Source organism: Streptomyces sp. NPDC093089 (genome assembly GCF_044754405.1).
In the GTDB taxonomy this organism is placed as follows: domain Bacteria; phylum Actinomycetota; class Actinomycetes; order Streptomycetales; family Streptomycetaceae; genus Streptomyces.
In genome coordinates this window covers 460832-479310 of record NZ_JBIVPA010000002.1, presented here as the reverse complement: position 1 = coordinate 479310, position 18479 = coordinate 460832, and the positions used below count along the sequence as shown (strand labels likewise).

The following is an 18479-nucleotide window of genomic DNA, read 5'->3' as shown; positions in this document are numbered from 1 at the left end:
CCGGCGGCTTCGGCGCCCGGGGGCGGCCGTGGCCGCCGGCGGCCGGTCAGTGCCTCCCGGTCACCACTCGGCGCTGCGCCAGCGCACGGTCATCAGCGCGTCCTCGGTTCCCGACTCGGGGCGGAAGGACAGGTCGGCGCGACCCGGGTCGAGCACGAACAGCTCTTCCGGGGTGGAGTCGGCCATCGCCGTGTGCAGGCGGGAGGCGGAGTTGTTGAGCGTGACCGTGCCCGCACGCGTGTCGACGGTGAGCTCGTCGCCGGCGGTCAGGTCGATCGCGTACCGCAGCCGGCGCCGGCTGATCCGTTCGGTGACGGACGGCATGGAGCAGGGGCCGCGGAAGACGATGACCGGGTGCGTCGGGGCCGAACCGGTGTTCTCGATGACGGCGTCACCGGTGCTCTTGGCCTGGCCCCACTTCAGCGGCCAGGCCAGCGGCCAGGTGAGCCCCGACTCCGGCTGCGGGGGACTGGTCGTGGCGACCTGCTCGTTGACGACGTACCGGCGGGGGTCGGTGGCCAGCCACTGCACCGACATGCGGGAGCTTCCCTGGGTGGCGAAGCCCTGGTCGGCCGGGACCACGCGCTGCGCGATGCGGGCTCGGACGGTGAGCAGTTCGCCGTGCAGTCGGACGGTGAGCCACCGCTCCTCGTCGAGGAGCGCGAGCGACTGCCGCAGGGCCCGGACGGCCTCCGGGGTGCCGCCGTACTCCGGCATCAGCACGATCGTGCCGCCGACCTTGCGGGGCTTGGCGTACCGGGCGCCCGGCCAGGCGCCGTGGGAGGTGGGCCGGTCGGCGTCGGAGGAGTCGTACTCCGGCAGGTCCTCCCAGCCCGTCAGACCGGACTTGTCGACGTTGAAGGGGGTGCCGGGGCCTATGAGGAGCCCGGCCCACTGCATCTGCCCGTCCTGGGTGATGAGCGAGCCGGGCGCGAGGTCGGCGGAGTAGGAGTTTCCGGCATACGGGGTCGTGGTCTCGGCCATGGGGCCGTCACCTCACTTGGGATGGGGTCGGCGGTGGGCGGACGGGCGCGGGTGGGTGCGCGGCGTCGGCGGTGGCGGACGGGCGCGGTGTCAGCGGTGGGCGGACGGGCGCGGGTCCGGGCGCGGTGTCAGCGGTGGGCGGACGGGCGCGGGTCCGGGCGCGGTGTCAGCGGTGGGCGGTGTCAGCGGTGGGCGGTCGCGAGGAACAGCAGGTCCTCGGCGGTCGACCGGGGGCCGGCGCCGGGCTCCTCGTGGAAGTCCCGGACGCGGTGCGGCGGTCGGGGCGCCTCGGTGAGGGCCGGGACGCGGCGGTGCTCCAGGTCGGAGAGCGGGTCGATGCGCGGCGCGTCGGCGGCGCCGGGGAAGACGACGCCGCCCTCGGCGAGCATCGGGATCTTGTCGAGGTCGACGCCGAACTTCTTGCCCAGGATGTTGACGCTGAGCTTGTTCAGGCCGTCGATGATCCAGTTGGCGAAGGCGATCAGACCGTTGATCGGCCCCTTGACGACTCCGAGCACCGCGCTCAGACCGCCCTTGACCAGGTCGCCGATGCCGCGCAGGGCCCCGGACACGGCGTCCTTGGCGGTACGGAAGAAGCCGGGCACCTTGGAGGTGACCCACTCGACGATCGGACGTACGGCGTTCTTGACCCCGCCCAGGGTGTTCGAGGCGATCGTGCGGAGCGCCCGGACGGCGGCGGAGACGGTGGAGCCGATCTTCGCGATGCCGCCGATGGCGGATCCGACGATCCTGAGCGCCGTCGTGAAGACGGTCAGGTACGCCTTGACGTAGGTGCCGACGGCCTGGCCCACGGCCTTCATGAACGGCTGGAGGAAGTTCCAGACGGCCTGGAAGCCCTTCAGCGCCTTGTCGAAGACCTGCCTCATGATCCGCTGGCCCGTCTCCGTGCTCATCGCGTACTCGATGAGCGCGGCGGCGACGGGCACGATGATGCCGACGAGGAAGCCGAGCGGGTTGGCCCGCATGGCGACGTTGACGGCGGTCATCGCGACGGAGGCGACCGTCATGACGGTTCCGAAGGTGCCCATCAGGCCACCGAGGAGGTCGGCGATGGGCAGCAGCGGCAGGAGGAGCCCGAGGATCGCCCCGACTCCGGTGCCGATCTTTCCCACGGCGGTACGGGCCTTGCCGGCGGCGGTGCCGATCCGCTTGACGCGGGTGGGCGCCGTGGACCGGCGGATCCTGCCCACGGCGGTGGAGGCGCCGGAGGCGTTCTGGCCCAGGGTGCGCAGCGGGGCTGCGGCGTCGCGGGCCGCGGTGGCGAAGCCGGCGATGCCGGTCGCCGCCCGCTGGACGTCCTGCTTGAGCTTCTTCAGCGAGCCGGTCGCTCCGTCAAGACCCGCCCGCACGTTGTTCATCGGCGGGATCGCCAGCCGGAACTTCGGCATGGCGGCGAGCGCGGCACTCATGCCCGTGCTCCACGCGCCTTCACGAGGTACATGAGCGCGTCGGCGGTCGCGTGCGGGTCACTGTTCCGCGCCGCGTGGTAGTGCTCGATGTGCAGCCCGGCGCCGGCGCCCACGCCGTGGGGGCCAGGGGCCGTGCGGGCGCGCCGCGCGGTGAGGGCGAGCAGCCGGTCCAGCTTGGAGAGCGGGAGGACGGCCTCGGCCTCGCCGGCCTCGGCGAGGATCGCCGGGACACCGCCGTGGCGGGGCATGACGACACCGCCGGTGGCGAGCATGGGGATGGTCGGCAGGTTGACGCCGAAGGTCTTGCCGCCGACGAGGGGGACCCAGCCGGGGACGCTGACCTTGACCCGGTTGAGGCTGCCGATCATGCCGTTGATCAGGCCGATGACGGAGTTGATCGGGCCCTTCACACCGTTCTTGATGCCGTCGAACGCCCGGGACGCGATGTCCTTGAGGCCGTTCCAGATGGACGACATCTTGTCCTTGACGGCGCTGAACGCCTTGGGGATCGCGGTCTTGATCCAGTTGACCACGGGGGTGATGACGGCCTTGATGCCGTTCCAGACCGTGCTGATGACGGCCTTGATCGCCTTCATGACCGTGGTGATGACCGTTTTCCAGATCTTCACGTAGGTCTTGATGACGGTCGCGACGGCCTTCACGACGGTGGAGATGGCCTTCTTGATGCCGTTCCAGACCGTCTTGATCAGCGATCCGGCCTTCTTCATGATCGGCCCGACGGCCTTCATGACGGAGCTGATGACGCTCTTGATGGCGCTGAACGCCTTCTTCAGGATCGTCTGCATCGTCTTCGAGCGCGCCGCCATCTCGACGATCTTCTCGATGAGCGGCATGAAGAGTTCGAGCAGCCGGGCGAGGATGTTGCCCTTCATGGACTTGTTGAGCTTGTCCTGGCCCTTGGCGGCCTTGCCGGCGCCGGATTCGTACTTGCCGAGCTTGCCGCCGGCCGACTGGGCGGTGTCGCCGGCCTTCTTCATGGCGCGCTCGGCCTGCTCCGAGGCGGTCTTGAGGTTCTTGAGCTGGGTGCCGGAGCCCTGGGCGTTGGTCTTGAGCGTCTTGAGCTGGCCGGCCGCGGACTTTCCGGAGTCGCCGACCTTCTTGACCGAGGAACCGGTTCCGGACGCCTGGGTCTTGAGGGTGCGCAGGGCGTCGGAGGACTTCTTGAGGGAACTGACGAGAGACATGGGGTTTACCTCCTTTCGGGGTGGTGGGGGTCAGCTGGCGGTGCCGGTGATGATCTGGTCGAGGCTGCTGACCGCGCCCTTGAGGCCGTTGAACTTGTCGCGCAGGGTCTCGGTCTTGGTGACGAGCTCGCCCATCTTCGTGACAGTGCTGGCCAGGCCCGTCGGCTTGTTGAGCTTCTCGATGTTCTCGGTGACTTCCTTCAGCGCCGGACGGTCGACCAGCTTGACGGCGTCGCTGATCCTCTCGACGCCCAGTGCCGCCTTGTTGGCCTTGCGCTCGCTCGGCAGCTTGCGGAACAGGTCCAGGAAGGTGGGGGCCAGCTTGTCGAACCTGTCCACCGCCTTGTTCAGCGGGACGAGTTGTTCACGCAGCTTCCGGGCGTTCGCGGCGTTGGCCGGGTCGCTCACGAGGTCGGCGAGACTGGTGCCGCCGTTGGCCTTCCGGGCCTCGCGCTTCTGGACGTCTTCGAGCTTCTCGACTGCGAACGGGCCCTTGGGCCCGTTCATGGTCATGACTTTGCCCTTCATGGCCTTCGTCATCGCCCAGCGGATCGCCCCGATGACGACCGCGCCCAACGCGATGAGGATGACGGGCAGCATGAGCTGGACCACGCCCAGGAGCAGCGCGGAGAAGGCTGCCATGAAGCCGCCCTTGAAAAACTCCTCGATGCCCTTGACGATCTTGTCGAACCCCAGGAGCTCCATGATCTCCTGCCAGGGAGTCTTCACGACCTCCTCGTTCATCGCCTTGATCTGGCCGAAGATCTCGGAGAAGTGGTTCTTGATGAACTCCTCGGTGGTGATCCTGGGGGAGTTCTCCACGAGCGAGTGCTTGAGCTCGGAGACCGGGGCCTTGCCGGGTGGGGCGAAATCGCTGGTGAGGGCGGCTCGGAGTCGGGCGATGCTGTCGAGGACATCGGCATTGGTTGGTTCTGCCATGGAATGCTCCGCTTCCGGCCCGTGAGGGCCAAGCGCCGAAAAGCCCCTGCCGGTGATGGCAAGGGCTCGTTCGTGCGGGGGCAGCCGGCGCGCTAGGCGTCCTGGTCCCGTCGGGGGGCGCGGCGCGTCGTCGCGAGGGCGTCGTTCCAGCCGGCGGTGTACGCGAGGGTCTCGCAGCGGGAGACCTCGGCGTACAGCGTGCCGAGCAACGCTCTCTTGTCGAGGGCGACGGGTCCGTCGAGGAGCTGGCGGAGGCGGTCCTGGAGAGGGATCTGCGGTTGCGATGCCTCGGCCTGCTGGGTCATGGACGCCTGCCTTCCGGTTGCTTGCCCGTGCGTGTGTGGCGGCGCCGCGGAGTGAGGAGCGGGGGCACCACGTGTTCGAACTGCTGTGCGAACAGAGTGTGGAACATCTGTTCGATGTTTGTCGAGCGGGAAACGCCTGACGGTCTGTCTTCTTGCGCGTTTTCCGAACGCGTTGGCGGCTGAAACGGTCATGAGTTCGACCGGGTAACCTGGAGGGCGCGTTCCCCGGACCGGACCACCTTGGGGGGCGAGGGGCGCGAGGGGCGCGCGGGGACCCCAGGGGGCTGGAAGGCAGTACTGACGCATGGATACGGAGCCGGGCGCTGGCCGCCGGGAGCGGGTCGTCGACTGGCTCGCGGCCCACCCCGATCTGCCCCACCTCTTCGCCTACCTCTCGGAGCTCGTCCACGTCTCCGGGTACGCCCCCGACGAACTCGTCGTGATCCCCCGGACCGAGGTCGACCGCCGCGAGACGACCGCCTTCACGTCCGGCTGGGCCGAGGCCGTCTCGGACGAACTGCCCCGTATCCGCAGGGAGTACGAGAAGCGCGTCGCCGACGCCTACGCGCAGGGCCAGGGTGACGCGCGTGGAATCCGCCGGCCCCAGCGCCGCACGGACGCGGGCCAGGAGGGCGGCGCCCGGGTCATCGCGCTGCCCTTCGCCCGGCTCCTCGAACCGCCCGCGGCCGTCGTCGAGGCCGAGGAGCGCGTACGCAGGGAACGAGAACTGTTCGAACAGCGCTCCGAAGCGGGACCGCGGGCCGAACCCGAAGAGCGCCCTGCCGCCGGCCGGCGAACCGACGCGGGACAGCGGACCGGAGGCGAGCCGGAGCCCGAGCACCAGAAGGAACCCGAGCACGACCCGGAGCCGGACGTCCTCGTGACCGCCCAGGAGAGCCGGGCCCGCCGGAACGTCCAGCCGGTGCGGAAGGTCGTGCGCGGCAAGGGCGGCCGGCCGATCGTGCCGCCGCTGGCCGGGGTGCCCGTCCAGGCCGGACCGTCCGCCGACCGCCGCGACGCCGACCCGGGCGACCCGGACGCGCGCGCGAGCAAGGGGCGGAGGCTGTCCGACCGGGCCAGGGCCCTGGAGAAGGACATGACCGCCGAACGGGCACGGGAAGAAGCGCCCCCGGAGCCCACTCCCTGACGGGAAGAAGCGCCCCCGGAGCCCACTCCCTGACGGGAAGGAGCTCCGGGGGCCGCGGGGATCAACCGAAGAAGCGTGCGATCGCCTGGGGGGAGACGGCCTCGCCCTCCTCGGTGGACGGGCTCCGCCCTTCCTGGTCCGCCTGCTCTCCGTCCTCGTCCTTGGCGGAGTCGCCCGGACGGGGAACGGGCGTCGGTGCCTCCGGCGGGTCGGAGTCCTCGCCTTGGTTGACACAGGCGAACATCCAGTTCGACATGGCCAGATGGTCCACCGTGGCCGCGAGCAGATGGTCGGTGATCGACCACTCGGCGGCCTCGCCGTGCAGCTCGCGCTGTACGGCGCTGTCCCGTGGCAGATGCTTGATCAGCGCCAGGACGCGGCGGCTGGAGAGCTCCCCGCGGTGCCAGTCGAGGATGTCGACCCCGTAATAGCGGATGAAGTCCGCCTCAATGGCCTCGGCGTGTTCGTCGACGAACTCGACGAGGCTCAGTCTTCCCCCAGGCCGAGCCCGGTCTCCTTGCCGTAGGCCTCCAGGATGGCGGCGATGTCCTGCATGGTGACGTCGTGCTGCTCGAAGCGGTTGAACTGCTCCTCACCCATCAGGAGTGCGAGCAGGCCGTCCACGTCGTTGTCGTCGAGCTTGCGCAGCCCCTTGGCGGTGGCGCGGCTGAGCTCGGTCGGAAGGGTGTAGGCCTCGCCGTCCAGCTCGAAGGACCACTTGCGACCGTGGGCCTCCTGTCGCTGGGCGCGGGCGGCGTTGACGTCGAAACGGGCCATGGTGATGCGTACTCCTTGTTCGGATGTGTGAAGAGGAGAGGGGTGGGGCGGGACGGCGGTGGGCCGCCCCGCCCCGGGGGGAGAGGGATCAGACGGTCGCGGAGTACTGGCTGTCCTTCATGAGGAAGGTCGCCAGCGGCTTGCCGTCACCCTGCGACATCGCGCTGAAGGTGATGCCCAGCTGGGACGCGGCCTTGCGGGCCAGCTTGATGTCGTCGGTGGCGGTGACCTGACCGCGCGGGATGATGAAGCGGTAGCGGACCGCCGTGGTGCCACCGGCCTTGACGTCGGTGAACTCCAGGCCGAGGGCACGCACGTCGGCGAACGGGCGCTCGGCGATCTCGTAGCGGTAGGTGTCGACGGCCGGCGTCGGCTCCGCCTTGACGGCGTCGCCGCCCATGAAGAAGGGCAGCGTGTCCTCGTTGAACTGCAGCAGCGAGAACTTCAGCGAGAGGTCACGGCTCGAGTAGATGTAGTGGATCGGGGAGACCGACTGCCACGAGTCGATGGCCTCCAGCTTGTCCTTCTTCGAGAAGGTCACGCCGTCGCCGGAGGTGAAGCCGAGGTCCTTCCAGCCCGCGCCGGACCAGTCGGTGGCGGAGTCCGTGCCGAAGGTGGCCGGGGCGGAGGTGCCGGCGTCGGCCACGTAGAGCTTGCCGGTACCTGCGACGCGGATCTCGGCAGAGTTGTTTCCAGCCATGGTGGGTTTCTCCTTGGGTTGGGATGGGTTGCGCCGCCCCGGACGTCGGGTCCGGGTACGGCAAAGGCCCCGCCGGACGGCGAGGCCTGGTCTGTGGGTGAGCGCCCGTCAGGGAGCCGTACGGGCTCGGGGGGCGATCGGGGGGTGAGCGGCGCTCGGGAGCCGCTCGGGGCGGCGGCGACGCTCGGGGGAGTGATCGTCAGAAGACGGTCAGGGAGAGGCGGATGACGCAGAGGTAGCGGTTCGCACCCCGGTAGAGGTAGTCGGGAAGCCAGCGCGGCCCGTCCTGCTCCTCGACGTCGTGGACGAGGTTGTCGGCACCGAGCTGCTTGCCGATGGTGGCGAGCAGCGCCCGCCGGGCGCCGTTGGCGAGGACGTGGGCGGCGGTCTTGCTCGGCCCGTACACCTCGAACTCGATGAGCGGCTTGTCGATGTGCTCGTCGCCGATCCAGGCGCCGCCGCGGCGGTTGACCAGGACGGCGCTCTGGGTGCCGTCGAAGCCGGCCGGCGGGTTGACCGCGATGGTCGCGCCGGCGAGGGCGGGGTCGGCCTTGAGGACGTCGACGACCAGCTTCTCGACGTCCGGGAAAGCACTCGGGGGAGTGGTCATGACGGTTCTCCTCGGGAGAGCGGACGGGTGCGGGAGGGGGTGCCGTCCGGGGCGCTCCGGCGGGAGGGGGGGGCGGGGCGCGGTAGCGCTCCTGGACGGCGAACGGCGGAGGCTGCTGCCCGTCCTGCGGGCGCAGCTCCGCCGCTGCACCAACTGTGACAGAGAGCGTGCGCGCACGCAACTAGTTCTGGGTGCGGTGCTTCTCAGGCGCGTCTCAGGTGCTCCTCCGGTGCCGGCCCCGTGCCCGTCCCCTGCTGCTCCGGCGCTGCCCCCGCGTCGCTCCGGCACCGGTCCCGCCGCCGGCCCCGTGCTGCTCCGGCACCGGTCCCGCCGCCGGTCCCGCCGCCGGTCCCGCCCTGCTCAGGCCCTGCTCCGGCGCAGGTCCCGCGCTCCGGACCCCGGGAAACGCGCCCCCCGACCCCTCGATAGGTTGGCCGCCACCGAACCGAGGGAGCCGCCCGTGTCCGCCGACCGCGCCCGCCTGCTGTACGTGACCGACCTCGCCTACCCGGCCAGGGGGCGGCGGTACTGCGACGAGGACATCCAGCTGACCGCCCGGCTGCGGGCCGACTTCGACCTGGCCCTGTGCCACCCGCTGGACGCGGCCGCGCTCATGACGGGCTTCGATGCCGTCGTCGTGCGCAACAGCGGTCCGGTCCTGGGCCACCGGAAGGAGTACGACGCCTTCCGCGAGCGGGCGACCGCACTCGGGACCCGCGTCTACAACCCGCTGCACGGCCGCGGCGACATGGCCGGCAAGCAGTACCTGCTCGACCTGACGGCGGTCGGCCACCCCGTCATCCCCACCGTCGACCGGGCCGAGGACCTGCACCTGCTGCCCGAGTCCGAGCTGTACGCGGTCAAGCCGAAGGCGGGCGCCGACTCGATAGGCCTGCGGTTCCTGCCGTACGGGGAACTCGCCGGCCTCTCCTACGGCGAGCTCCTGGTCCAGCCGCGCGTGGACTTCCGGTACGAGGTGTCCTTCTACTTCGTCGACGACGTCTTCCAGTACGCCCTGTACGCCCCCGACCCGGAGCGCCGCTGGGTCCTCGAACCGTACGAACCGACCGCGGAGGACCTCGCGTTCGCCCGCCGCTTCATCGACTGGAACACCCTCGACCACGGCATCCAGCGCGTCGACGCCTGCCGCGCCCCCGGCGGGGAGCTGCTCCTCGTCGAACTGGAGGACCTCAACCCGTACCTCTCCCTGGACCGCGTGCCCGAGGCGGTGCGGGAACGGTTCGCCGACGACCTCGTCCGCTCCCTGCGCGCCTTCCTGGCGGCATGACGAAGCGCCCCGCGTCCGGAGGGACGCGGGGCGCTTCGCAGGGGGAGGGGGGTCAGGCGGTACGGGGGCGGCGGCGGGCCAGCCGCTCCGCCGCGAAGACGTCCTCCAGGCGGAAGAGCTGGGCCCGGCCGGCCCGGCCCGCCGCCCGCAGATGGCCCAGCTGGACCCACTTGCGGATCGTGGCGGGCGCGACGCCCGCCTCCTCGGCGGCGAGCGGCCCGGGGATCAGTGCGGGCAGTGCGGGCGTGCTCAGCATCCGGTTTCCTTCGTGTCGTCCATCGCCGCTTCGATCTCCTCGGTACGCGTCCCCGAGGCCTCCGACAGCTCCTCCCACCGGTCCTCGGCCCACAGGTGCCGGTACGCGGGGTCGTCCTGGCAGCCGCACGCCGCGTCCGTGCAGACGCACGCCGGGTTCACGCACAGCACCGCCCGGCGGTCCGGGAAGGCCCGCAGCGACACCGAGTCGCACCAGGGGCAGCGGCCCGTCACCCGTACGACCGTCTCCGCGTCGCCGAGCGTGCGGGCGCAGCGGCGGGCCATCCGCCGGATCTCGTCCCGGACGTGCCGGGCGAGGTCCGGGTGCCCGGCGACGGCGTCGAGCAGTCCGACGATCCGGCGCAGCCGCTCGATCACTCCCGCGCGGCGCGGCCGCGGCAGCGTGAGCCGGGCGCAGACCGCCTCCTCCAGCTCCACCACGCCGTCGGTGATGTCCCGGATGGCGTCGGAGATGTGCAGCCGGATCGGGGCGGCGCCGTGGCCGGGGACGGAGAGCCCGTGCCGCTGTTCGAGGAGCAGCGCCTCGCGCCGCTCCTCGCGGATCAGCTCGTCGCGGCCCGGGTGCGGCGCGGTGGGCGCGGTGCCCGCGGGGGAGCGGCGACCGGGCGCCAACTCCTCGGACAGCTCGGGGAACTGTCGTACGAGGGAGGCGGCCCAGAGCATGACGTCACGCAGCACGACCTCGACGGCCCGGCCCGCGTCGGCCTGGGCGGACGTGTCGGGGCGGGGGGCGTCGGTCGGAGTGGACGCGCCGGGCCGGTGGGCGCCCGCGGCGGTGCCCTCGTTCTCGGTGTGGTCAGCCACGGCGGCCGCTCCCCACCAGTGCGACGGCCTTCGCGACGCGCTGGGCGTCGGCGGGGCGGCCGTTGCGCCAGAGGCGGCCCGCGCAGACGCCGTCGAAGTAGCTCTCGGCCGGGGCCACCGCGGCCTCGCACTCGCGGCGTACGGGGCAGTCGGCGCAGGCCCGCAGAGCCGGGGCCGCCTCCTTGGCGCGGCGGGCGAAGACGACGGACGGGGAGAGGCCGGCGCACGCGGCGGAGGCCTGCCAGGGGGACGGGTCGGGCTGGAACAAGGGAGTTTCTCCACGGTCCGGGGCCCGCCGGGGCTCCATGGGGCCGGTGGGGCGCCTGGGGCTCAGGGGGCCGACGAGTGCGGCGGCGAGCCAGACTTACACGTTGCGTGCGAGCGCGCAACAAAAATCACCACCGCCGCGACCCGCCCTTCACCGATTCGACACGATTGCGTGCCCGAAAGCACGTAATTCCGTGCGCGCAAGCACGCTAAGGTATGGGATCCGGAGGGTGGGGGAGCGAGGAGCGGTAGACAGATGAGCACTCAAGGGCTCGACGAGTTCGCAGGCTGGGTCGAAGGCCTGATGCGGGCGCGCGGATACGACATCGACAGCCCCCGCGGCGGCGGGAAGTCCCGCATCGCGGACGAGGCCGGAGTGCACCGCGCCGCCGTCACGCGGCTGCTGCAGCGGCAGAGCATGCCGGACCTGGAGACCATGCGTCGGATCGCGCCCCTGCTCGGGGTGTCCGTCCGCGACATGCTGATCCGGTCGGGCCGGGTGTCCCCCGAGGAGCTCCCGCTGGCGGCGGACCTGCTGCCGCCCAGCGACTGGCAGCCGACGATGGAGGACTTCGCCCGCTGGCTCGGCGTGCCCGACGAGCGCCTGGGTGTCTTCGTCAAGGTCGTGAACCAGTTCCTGGAGCCCGACGCCGAGGGTGCCGACGCCCCCGCGGCCGTCGAGCCGAGGCGCACCGCCCGCGACTGACCGCGACCGACCGCCACCGCCTGCGACCGGCGGCCCTCCCCGGGGGCCGCCGGGACTCCGCGCGTGCGGGCATTTGTTTTGACCGGAGTCCGTGCGGTAGGTACGCTCATGCCTTGTGCCTGGGGTGTGCCTGGGCTCGTGTGCGTGTCCTCAACCGCACGGCGAGTCATATATCGGCCACCGTGATCCGCGCCTTTTCCGCCTCGTGCGGAGGTCCGCGAGATTCGACACACCCGACCGCGTGGGTCGGTGAATGTTCCAGGTTAGTTGTACCGACGGCACACAGAAACCGGAGAAGTAGTGCCTACGATCCAGCAGCTGGTCCGTAAGGGCCGGCAGGACAAGGTCGAGAAGAACAAGACGCCCGCACTCGAGGGTTCCCCTCAGCGTCGCGGCGTCTGCACGCGTGTGTTCACGACCACCCCGAAGAAGCCGAACTCGGCGCTCCGTAAGGTCGCGCGTGTGCGTCTGACCTCCGGCATCGAGGTCACGGCCTACATCCCGGGTGAGGGTCACAACCTGCAGGAGCACTCCATCGTGCTCGTGCGCGGTGGCCGTGTGAAGGACCTGCCGGGTGTTCGTTACAAGATCATCCGCGGTTCCCTCGACACGCAGGGCGTCAAGAACCGTAAGCAGGCTCGCAGCCGCTACGGCGCCAAGAAGGAGAAGTAAGAATGCCTCGTAAGGGCCCCGCCCCGAAGCGCCCGGTCATCATCGACCCGGTCTACAGCTCTCCTCTTGTCACCTCGCTGATCAACAAGATCCTGCTGGACGGCAAGCGTTCCACCGCCGAGCGCATCGTGTACGGCGCCATGGAGGGTCTTCGCGAGAAGACCGGCCAGGACCCGGTCATCACGCTGAAGCGCGCTCTCGAGAACGTCAAGCCGGCCCTCGAGGTCAAGTCCCGCCGTGTCGGTGGTGCCACCTACCAGGTGCCGATCGAGGTCAAGCCGGGCCGCGCGTCCACGCTGGCCCTCCGCTGGCTCGTCGGTTACTCCCGCGCCCGTCGCGAGAAGACCATGACCGAGCGCCTCATGAACGAGCTCCTCGACGCCTCCAACGGTCTTGGCGCTGCGGTCAAGAAGCGCGAGGACACGCACAAGATGGCCGAGTCCAACAAGGCCTTCGCGCACTACCGCTGGTAGTCGCAACCCACATCGAGACCGAGAGAAGACTGAGCCGATATGGCTACCACTTCGCTTGACCTTGCCAAGGTGCGCAACATCGGCATCATGGCTCACATCGACGCGGGCAAGACGACCACCACCGAGCGGATCCTGTTCTACACCGGTGTCTCGTACAAGATCGGTGAAGTCCACGACGGCGCTGCCACGATGGACTGGATGGAGCAGGAGCAGGAGCGCGGCATCACGATCACGTCTGCCGCGACGACCTGCCACTGGCCGCTCGAGAATGTCGATCACACGATCAACATCATCGACACGCCGGGTCACGTCGACTTCACCGTCGAGGTGGAGCGTTCGCTGCGCGTGCTCGACGGTGCTGTCACCGTGTTCGACGGTGTGGCCGGCGTCGAGCCCCAGTCCGAGACTGTCTGGCGTCAGGCGGACCGCTACGGCGTGCCGCGCATCTGCTTCGTCAACAAGCTCGACCGTACGGGCGCCGAGTTCCTCCGCTGCGTCGACATGATCGTGGACCGCCTCGGCGCCGTCCCGATCGTCATGCAGCTCCCCATCGGTGCCGAGATGGACTTCCAGGGCGTCATCGACCTGGTCCGCATGAAGGCGCTTGTCTGGTCCGCCGAGGCCAGCAAGGGCGAGATGTACGACGTCGTCGACATCCCGGCGGACAAGCTCGAGCAGGCCGAGGAGTACCGCGCCAAGCTCGTCGAGACCGTCGCGGAGAACGACGAGGAGCTCATGGAGCTCTTCCTCGAGGGCGTCGAGCCCACCGAGGAGCAGCTCTACGCTGCCGTCCGCCGCATCACGATCGCGTCCGGCAAGGGCAACGGCGAGAAGACGGTCACCCCCGTCTTCTGCGGCACCGCGTTCAAGAACAAGGGCGTTCAGCCCCTGCTCGACGCCGTCGTCCGCTACCTGCCGTCGCCGCTCGACGTCGAGGCCATCGAGGGCCACGACGTCAAGGACGCCGAGCTCGTCGTGAAGCGCAAGCCGTCCGACGACGAGCCGCTGTCGGCCCTCGCGTTCAAGATCGCGAGCGACCCGCACCTCGGCAAGCTCACCTTCGTCCGGATCTACTCCGGTCGCCTGGAGGCCGGCACCGCGGTGCTGAACTCCGTCAAGGGCAAGAAGGAGCGCATCGGCAAGATCTACCGCATGCACGCGAACAAGCGTGAGGAGATCGACTCGGTGGGCGCCGGCGACATCGTCGCCGTCATGGGCCTCAAGCAGACCACCACCGGTGAGACGCTGTGCGACGACAAGAACCCGGTCATCCTGGAGTCCATGGACTTCCCGGCGCCGGTCATCCAGGTCGCCATCGAGCCCAAGTCCAAGGGTGACCAGGAGAAGCTGGGTGTCGCCATCCAGCGTCTCGCGGAGGAGGACCCCTCCTTCCAGGTTCACTCGGACGAGGAGACCGGCCAGACCATCATCGGTGGTATGGGCGAGCTTCACCTCGACATCCTCGTCGACCGTATGCGTCGCGAGTTCAAGGTCGAGGCGAACGTCGGCAAGCCGCAGGTCGCGTACCGCGAGACGATCCGCAAGGCCGTCGAGCGCGTGGACTACACCCACAAGAAGCAGACCGGTGGTACCGGTCAGTTCGCCAAGGTGCAGATCGCGATCGAGCCCATCGAGGGTGGCGACGCCTCCTACGAGTTCGTGAACAAGGTCACCGGTGGCCGCATCCCGAAGGAGTACATCCCTTCGGTCGACGCGGGTGCGCAGGAGGCCATGCAGTTCGGCATCCTGGCCGGCTACGAGATGACTGGCGTCCGCGTCATCCTTCTCGACGGTGCCTACCACGAGGTCGACTCCTCCGAGCTCGCGTTCAAGATCGCCGGTTCGCAGGCCTTCAAGGAGGCCGCGCGCAAGGCTTCCCCCGTCATCCTTGAGCCGATGATGGCCGTTGAGGTCGTCACGCCCGAGGACTACATGGGTGAGGTCATCGGCGACATCAACTCCCGCCGTGGTCAGATTCAGGCCATGGAGGAGCGCAGCGGCGCTCGCGTCGTGCGGGGCCTCGTGCCCCTGTCGGAGATGTTCGGCTACGTCGGCGACCTCCGCAGCAAGACCTCGGGTCGCGCAAGCTACTCGATGCAGTTCGACTCCTACGCCGAGGTTCCGCGGAACGTCGCCGAGGAGATCATCGCGAAGGCCAAGGGCGAGTAACTCTTCCGAGTTCACGCTTTAGGCTTGACACCAGTCGTCGGGGCTCGGCCCCGGAACCCCGAGGAACCGGGCCCCGGCGACTGGCATCCCAGCAAAGATCACCTGGCGCCGATGAAGCAAGGCGTTCAGAACCACTCCAGGAGGACCCCAGTGGCGAAGGCGAAGTTCGAGCGGACTAAGCCGCACGTCAACATCGGCACCATCGGTCACATCGACCACGGTAAGACGACCCTCACGGCCGCCATTACCAAGGTGCTGCACGACGCGTACCCGGACCTGAACGAGGCCTCGGCCTTCGACCAGATCGACAAGGCTCCCGAGGAGCGCCAGCGCGGTATCACCATCTCGATCGCGCACGTCGAGTACCAGACGGAGTCGCGTCACTACGCGCACGTCGACTGCCCCGGTCACGCTGACTACATCAAGAACATGATCACGGGTGCGGCGCAGATGGACGGCGCCATCCTCGTGGTCGCCGCCACCGACGGCCCGATGCCGCAGACCAAGGAGCACGTGCTCCTGGCCCGCCAGGTCGGCGTTCCGTACATCGTCGTCGCCCTGAACAAGGCCGACATGGTGGACGACGAGGAGATCCTGGAGCTCGTCGAGCTCGAGGTTCGTGAGCTCCTCTCCGAGTACGAGTTCCCGGGCGACGACCTGCCGGTCGTCCGCGTCTCGGCGCTCAAGGCGCTCGAGGGCGACAAGGAGTGGGGCGAGAAGCTCCTCGGCCTCATGCACGCGGTGGACGAGTCCATCCCGCAGCCCGAGCGTGACGTCGACAAGCCGTTCCTGATGCCGATCGAGGACGTCTTCACGATCACCGGTCGTGGCACCGTCGTCACCGGTCGTATCGAGCGTGGTGTCCTCAAGGTCAACGAGACCGTCGACATCATCGGCATCAAGACCGAGAAGACCACCACCACGGTCACCGGCATCGAGATGTTCCGCAAGCTGCTCGACGAGGGCCAGGCCGGTGAGAACGTCGGTCTGCTCCTCCGTGGCATCAAGCGCGAGGACGTCGAGCGCGGCCAGGTCATCATCAAGCCGGGCTCGGTCACGCCTCACACCAACTTCGAGGCGCAGGCGTACATCCTGTCGAAGGACGAGGGTGGCCGTCACACCCCGTTCTTCAACAACTACCGCCCGCAGTTCTACTTCCGTACCACGGACGTGACCGGCGTCGTGACCCTCCCCGAGGGCACCGAGATGGTCATGCCGGGCGACAACACCGCCATGAGCGTTGAGCTGATCCAGCCCATCGCCATGGAGGAGGGCCTCAAGTTCGCCATCCGTGAGGGTGGCCGGACCGTCGGCGCCGGCCAGGTCGTCAAGATCACTGCCTGATCTTGAACTGACCTGGTAGCTCGTACGAGCTGCTAGCAGTGAGGGAAGGCCCCGCACCGAGAGGTGCGGGGCCTTCTCGCGTTCCCGGCCGCGCCGGGGGGTGTCCTGTCGATCAGGCCCCGCGAGCCCGGCCTGATCGACAGGACACCCCCTACGGCCGCCAGCTCCAGGGGTGCCCGTCCGGGCCCAGGCCCACCACCGTCGTCCCGCGCGCGCCCAGGTGCAGCGCGGCCGCGACCGCGGCGCCGCCCGCCGTGCGGGTACGCAGCCGGTCGCCGACCCGCACCTGGAGGCGGCCGCGCAGGTCCGTGCCCAGCAGCACCGTGCCGAGCGCCGGGGAGCGGGCGGCGACCACCTCCCCGTAACCGTCGAGCCCGGCGTCGCCCGTGGGGCCGAGCAGCCCCGCGGCGGCCGGTGGGCGGTGGAACAGCTCGCCGCCGGCCGCCGCCACCGTCGACCCGGAGAGCGGCAGCCGGTCCGACCGCTCGACCCCGTCCACCCAGTGGCGCACCGAGTCCCGCCCCGCCGCGTAGACGTGCACCCGGCTGGCCGCGTCCAGGGAGACGGCGAGGCCGTCCTGGACCTCCGCGTCCCCGGGGAGCGCCCGCCAGGGCCCCCAGGACCCGTCCGCGGCCGCCCGGACGGTGGTCGACACGCCCTTGGCGGCGTTCCGTACGAAGAGGTGGACCCGGCCGTCGGGAGCCGTGACCGCCACCGGGGCACCGATCCGGCGGCCGCGGTCGTCGGAGCGCTCCGGGTTCCCGAGCCCGCGCCAGGCGAGGAACGGGCCGCCGGGGGAGCGCTGCTCCAGGAGCACCACCTCGCGCCGGTTCGGCCCGCCGTGGCCGTCGAGCGCGGCGAACCGCACCGCGAACAGCAGCACCCTGCCGTCGTCGAGCACCGCCGAGCCGAGCGCCGGGGCCAGCGGCCCGCCGCCGAGGTCCTCCGGCTCGCCCCAGTCGGCGCCGCCGGGCGCCGACGCGCCCCGCGTGCCGCCCGGCGCCCGGGTGCCCGCACCGGCGCCCGGCGCCGACTCCCGCCAGCGGACCGCGCGCAGGCCGAGGACGCCGTAGGCGGTGAGGCGGCCGTCCGGCTCCTCGGTGACCGCGGGACGGGCGCCGGGCCAGCGGTGGTGGGTGGAGCGGACCCAGCCCTTGCGGTTGGTGAGCGGCCGGTCGCCGCCGACGCCGTAGTCGCCGCAGCCGGAGGGGTTCCCGCACTGCCAGGACGGGTCGCCGCCGTACGGCACGAGCCGCGCGGCCTTCTCCGCGAGGACCTGCGGCGGGAGGTTCTTGGGCCAGTGCCGGTTGTAGTAGCCGCGGAACGCGCTCGTCGTGAACGCCGGTATCGGCCCGCCGTCCCGGACCGCGTCGGTCACCCAGCGGCCCAGCGCGGCCCAGGTGAAGCAGGCGACGGCCGTGTGGTCCCCGTGGTCCGCGTACCCCGGCTGCTCGGAGTCCCGCCGCCGGGTGGCCTCGTCGCTGTGCTGGACGTCCGGGTCCGGATCCAGGGTGTGCACCACGGTCGGCCGGTAGCGGCGCAGCAGGTCGGCGAGCGTGCCGACGAGGCGGTCGTAGTCGTACGTGTCCGAGCGGGTCACCGGCGAACCCGCCGACAGGTGCGTCCGCAGTTCGAGGGCCCGGTCGTGCCAGAGAGCCGGCAGGGCCATGAAGCGCCGGGTGGTGTGCATCGGCAGGTTCAGGAAGACCAGCTCCACCCGGCGCGCGCCGCGCGCGAGCGTGTCGGCCTCCGCCCGCAGGCCGCCGGGGAGCGTCAGCACCTCGCGCCGCCAGGGCGTGAACCGCGGAAGCCCGAGCGCCTCGGCGTACGCCTGGCGCAGGCCCTGGTGGCGGGCGGCGGAGTAGGCGGCCCGGTCCGGGGGAGCGTCGGGCATCCCCGCGACCCGGTTCCGCCCCGTGTGCTCGCCGGCCGTCACGTACACCGAGACCAGCGGCACCCCGGAGTCCAGCAGCCGCTGCGTGTCCGGGTTCATGAAGTACAGGTCGTCGTCCGGATGCGCGGAGAACTGCATCAGCAGCGCCCGCCGCCCCCCGACCTTCGCGATCGGCTTCCCCGGCGCCGGGTCTGCGGTCGGCGCCGTCCGCCGCGGCTCCGGTACGGAACAGCCGGCGGCGGCCGCGGTGACCGCGAGGGCGACGGCGAGCACCGTCCGTCGGCGAGGAGCTGTGGTCACGAGCGGGGGCCGTCCTTTCGGGTGATCGGTCCCCTGCAAGACGAATATTCGGTACTCGTGGTTGTGTGCGAATCGGGGCTCCCGCTGCGAGGATGCAGCGCGGAAAAGATCTTCGAAGAAGTCCGCCACCCGATGTCGAGCACGCGCCGCGGGCTCCGACTCCTGGGTGACAGCGCGCCGCAGGGGCGC

At 70.5% G+C, this 18479-nt stretch carries 20 protein-coding genes; 7 read left to right on the top strand and 13 right to left on the bottom strand.

The genetic code is table 11. The annotated features are described in order from the left end of the window. Positions 1–60: 60 nt before the first annotated feature. From ACIQFX_RS05840 to ACIQFX_RS05820, 5 genes are all read right to left on the bottom strand, one after another. Entirely contained in the window at positions 61–984 is a 924-nt protein-coding gene (locus ACIQFX_RS05840) for a phage distal tail protein (protein WP_402459218.1), read from the bottom strand. 182 nt (positions 985–1166) lie between these two features. Beyond that, positions 1167–2414 (bottom strand): tape-measure protein, encoded by a 1248-nt coding sequence (locus ACIQFX_RS05835; protein ID WP_402459216.1) that lies wholly within the window; start codon positions 2412–2414, stop codon positions 1167–1169. Next, a complete protein-coding gene (locus ACIQFX_RS05830; protein ID WP_402459215.1) occupies positions 2411–3619 on the bottom strand; it encodes a phage tail protein in 1209 nt (402 codons plus the stop codon). The genes ACIQFX_RS05835 and ACIQFX_RS05830 overlap by 4 nt, the downstream gene beginning before the upstream one ends. 30 nt (positions 3620–3649) lie before the next feature. Continuing rightward, on the bottom strand, positions 3650–4558 hold the full coding sequence (locus tag ACIQFX_RS05825) for a hypothetical protein (protein WP_402459214.1): 909 nt from the start codon (positions 4556–4558) through the stop codon (positions 3650–3652). A gap of 92 nt (positions 4559–4650) precedes the next feature. Continuing rightward, complete coding sequence (locus ACIQFX_RS05820) at positions 4651–4863, bottom strand: hypothetical protein (RefSeq protein ID WP_402459212.1); 213 nt, start codon at positions 4861–4863, stop codon at positions 4651–4653. A 304-nt stretch (positions 4864–5167) separates the two neighbouring features. Here ACIQFX_RS05820 and ACIQFX_RS05815 point away from each other — a divergent pair, with 304 nt between their 5' ends. After that, on the top strand, positions 5168–6010 hold the full coding sequence (locus tag ACIQFX_RS05815) for a hypothetical protein (RefSeq protein ID WP_402459211.1): 843 nt from the start codon (positions 5168–5170) through the stop codon (positions 6008–6010). 61 nt (positions 6011–6071) lie between these two features. On the opposite strand, the gene ACIQFX_RS05810 is transcribed toward ACIQFX_RS05815, so the two are convergent. The 4 genes from ACIQFX_RS05810 to ACIQFX_RS05795 all read right to left on the bottom strand — a co-directional run bounded on the left by ACIQFX_RS05810 (position 6072) and on the right by ACIQFX_RS05795 (position 8097). Continuing rightward, positions 6072–6266 (bottom strand): hypothetical protein, encoded by a 195-nt coding sequence (locus ACIQFX_RS05810; RefSeq protein WP_402459209.1) that lies wholly within the window; start codon positions 6264–6266, stop codon positions 6072–6074. A gap of 230 nt (positions 6267–6496) precedes the next feature. Next, entirely contained in the window at positions 6497–6787 is a 291-nt protein-coding gene (locus tag ACIQFX_RS05805) for a hypothetical protein (protein ID WP_402459208.1), read from the bottom strand. Between the two features lie 88 nt (positions 6788–6875). After that, positions 6876–7487 carry a phage tail protein gene (locus ACIQFX_RS05800; RefSeq protein WP_402459206.1) on the bottom strand — a complete coding sequence of 204 codons (612 nt, stop codon included), beginning with the start codon at positions 7485–7487 and terminating at the stop codon, positions 6876–6878. 199 nt (positions 7488–7686) lie between these two features. Beyond that, positions 7687–8097, bottom strand: a complete 411-nt coding sequence (locus ACIQFX_RS05795) for a hypothetical protein (RefSeq protein WP_402459204.1) — start codon at positions 8095–8097, stop codon at positions 7687–7689. A 460-nt stretch (positions 8098–8557) separates the two neighbouring features. Between ACIQFX_RS05795 and ACIQFX_RS05790 the strand changes: the two genes are divergently transcribed. Beyond that, the gene (locus ACIQFX_RS05790) at positions 8558–9385 is read left to right on the top strand and encodes a hypothetical protein (RefSeq protein WP_402459203.1); all 828 of its coding nucleotides are present in this window, start codon (positions 8558–8560) and stop codon (positions 9383–9385) included. A gap of 52 nt (positions 9386–9437) precedes the next feature. Here the strand turns inward: ACIQFX_RS05790 and ACIQFX_RS05785 are convergent, their stop codons facing one another. The 3 genes from ACIQFX_RS05785 to ACIQFX_RS05775 are packed head-to-tail and all read right to left on the bottom strand — an operon-like array spanning position 9438 to position 10733. Further along, complete coding sequence (locus ACIQFX_RS05785; protein ID WP_402459201.1) at positions 9438–9641, bottom strand: hypothetical protein; 204 nt, start codon at positions 9639–9641, stop codon at positions 9438–9440. Continuing rightward, complete coding sequence (locus ACIQFX_RS05780) at positions 9635–10465, bottom strand: hypothetical protein (protein WP_402459200.1); 831 nt, start codon at positions 10463–10465, stop codon at positions 9635–9637. The genes ACIQFX_RS05785 and ACIQFX_RS05780 overlap by 7 nt, the downstream gene beginning before the upstream one ends. Further along, positions 10458–10733, bottom strand: coding sequence for a WhiB family transcriptional regulator (locus ACIQFX_RS05775; RefSeq protein WP_367827699.1), 276 nt, complete (start codon positions 10731–10733; stop codon positions 10458–10460). The genes ACIQFX_RS05780 and ACIQFX_RS05775 overlap by 8 nt, the downstream gene beginning before the upstream one ends. A gap of 255 nt (positions 10734–10988) precedes the next feature. Here ACIQFX_RS05775 and ACIQFX_RS05770 point away from each other — a divergent pair, with 255 nt between their 5' ends. From ACIQFX_RS05770 to tuf, 5 genes are all read left to right on the top strand, one after another. Further along, a complete protein-coding gene (locus ACIQFX_RS05770; protein ID WP_367827700.1) occupies positions 10989–11438 on the top strand; it encodes a helix-turn-helix domain-containing protein in 450 nt (149 codons plus the stop codon). 300 nt (positions 11439–11738) lie between these two features. Then, complete coding sequence (rpsL, locus tag ACIQFX_RS05765) at positions 11739–12110, top strand: 30S ribosomal protein S12 (RefSeq protein WP_003948652.1); 372 nt, start codon at positions 11739–11741, stop codon at positions 12108–12110. 2 nt (positions 12111–12112) lie between these two features. Beyond that, complete coding sequence (rpsG, locus tag ACIQFX_RS05760) at positions 12113–12583, top strand: 30S ribosomal protein S7 (RefSeq protein WP_015035567.1); 471 nt, start codon at positions 12113–12115, stop codon at positions 12581–12583. Positions 12584–12622: 39 nt separating this feature from the next. After that, positions 12623–14752 (top strand): elongation factor G, encoded by a 2130-nt coding sequence (gene fusA, locus ACIQFX_RS05755; RefSeq protein ID WP_033201986.1) that lies wholly within the window; start codon positions 12623–12625, stop codon positions 14750–14752. Positions 14753–14902: 150 nt separating this feature from the next. Continuing rightward, positions 14903–16096 (top strand): elongation factor Tu, encoded by a 1194-nt coding sequence (tuf, locus tag ACIQFX_RS05750; RefSeq protein ID WP_033201985.1) that lies wholly within the window; start codon positions 14903–14905, stop codon positions 16094–16096. A gap of 151 nt (positions 16097–16247) precedes the next feature. On the opposite strand, the gene ACIQFX_RS05745 is transcribed toward tuf, so the two are convergent. Continuing rightward, a complete protein-coding gene (locus tag ACIQFX_RS05745; protein ID WP_402459198.1) occupies positions 16248–18290 on the bottom strand; it encodes a PIG-L family deacetylase in 2043 nt (680 codons plus the stop codon). Between the last annotated feature and the right edge of the window lie 189 nt (positions 18291–18479).

Coding starts and splice junctions, on each gene's coding strand:
- ACIQFX_RS05820 (WP_402459212.1), bottom strand. CDS start 4,863: ATGACCCAGCAGGCCGAGGCATCGCAACCGCAGATCCCTCTCCAGGAC.
- ACIQFX_RS05770 (WP_367827700.1), top strand. CDS start 10,989: ATGAGCACTCAAGGGCTCGACGAGTTCGCAGGCTGGGTCGAAGGCCTG.
- ACIQFX_RS05785 (WP_402459201.1), bottom strand. CDS start 9,641: ATGCTGAGCACGCCCGCACTGCCCGCACTGATCCCCGGGCCGCTCGCC.
- ACIQFX_RS05795 (WP_402459204.1), bottom strand. CDS start 8,097: ATGACCACTCCCCCGAGTGCTTTCCCGGACGTCGAGAAGCTGGTCGTC.
- ACIQFX_RS05800 (WP_402459206.1), bottom strand. CDS start 7,487: ATGGCTGGAAACAACTCTGCCGAGATCCGCGTCGCAGGTACCGGCAAG.
- ACIQFX_RS05805 (WP_402459208.1), bottom strand. CDS start 6,787: ATGGCCCGTTTCGACGTCAACGCCGCCCGCGCCCAGCGACAGGAGGCC.
- fusA (WP_033201986.1), top strand. CDS start 12,623: ATGGCTACCACTTCGCTTGACCTTGCCAAGGTGCGCAACATCGGCATC.
- ACIQFX_RS05840 (WP_402459218.1), bottom strand. CDS start 984: ATGGCCGAGACCACGACCCCGTATGCCGGAAACTCCTACTCCGCCGAC.
- ACIQFX_RS05835 (WP_402459216.1), bottom strand. CDS start 2,414: ATGAGTGCCGCGCTCGCCGCCATGCCGAAGTTCCGGCTGGCGATCCCG.
- ACIQFX_RS05815 (WP_402459211.1), top strand. CDS start 5,168: ATGGATACGGAGCCGGGCGCTGGCCGCCGGGAGCGGGTCGTCGACTGG.
- ACIQFX_RS05825 (WP_402459214.1), bottom strand. CDS start 4,558: ATGGCAGAACCAACCAATGCCGATGTCCTCGACAGCATCGCCCGACTC.
- rpsG (WP_015035567.1), top strand. CDS start 12,113: ATGCCTCGTAAGGGCCCCGCCCCGAAGCGCCCGGTCATCATCGACCCG.
- ACIQFX_RS05810 (WP_402459209.1), bottom strand. CDS start 6,266: ATGTCGAACTGGATGTTCGCCTGTGTCAACCAAGGCGAGGACTCCGAC.
- ACIQFX_RS05830 (WP_402459215.1), bottom strand. CDS start 3,619: ATGTCTCTCGTCAGTTCCCTCAAGAAGTCCTCCGACGCCCTGCGCACC.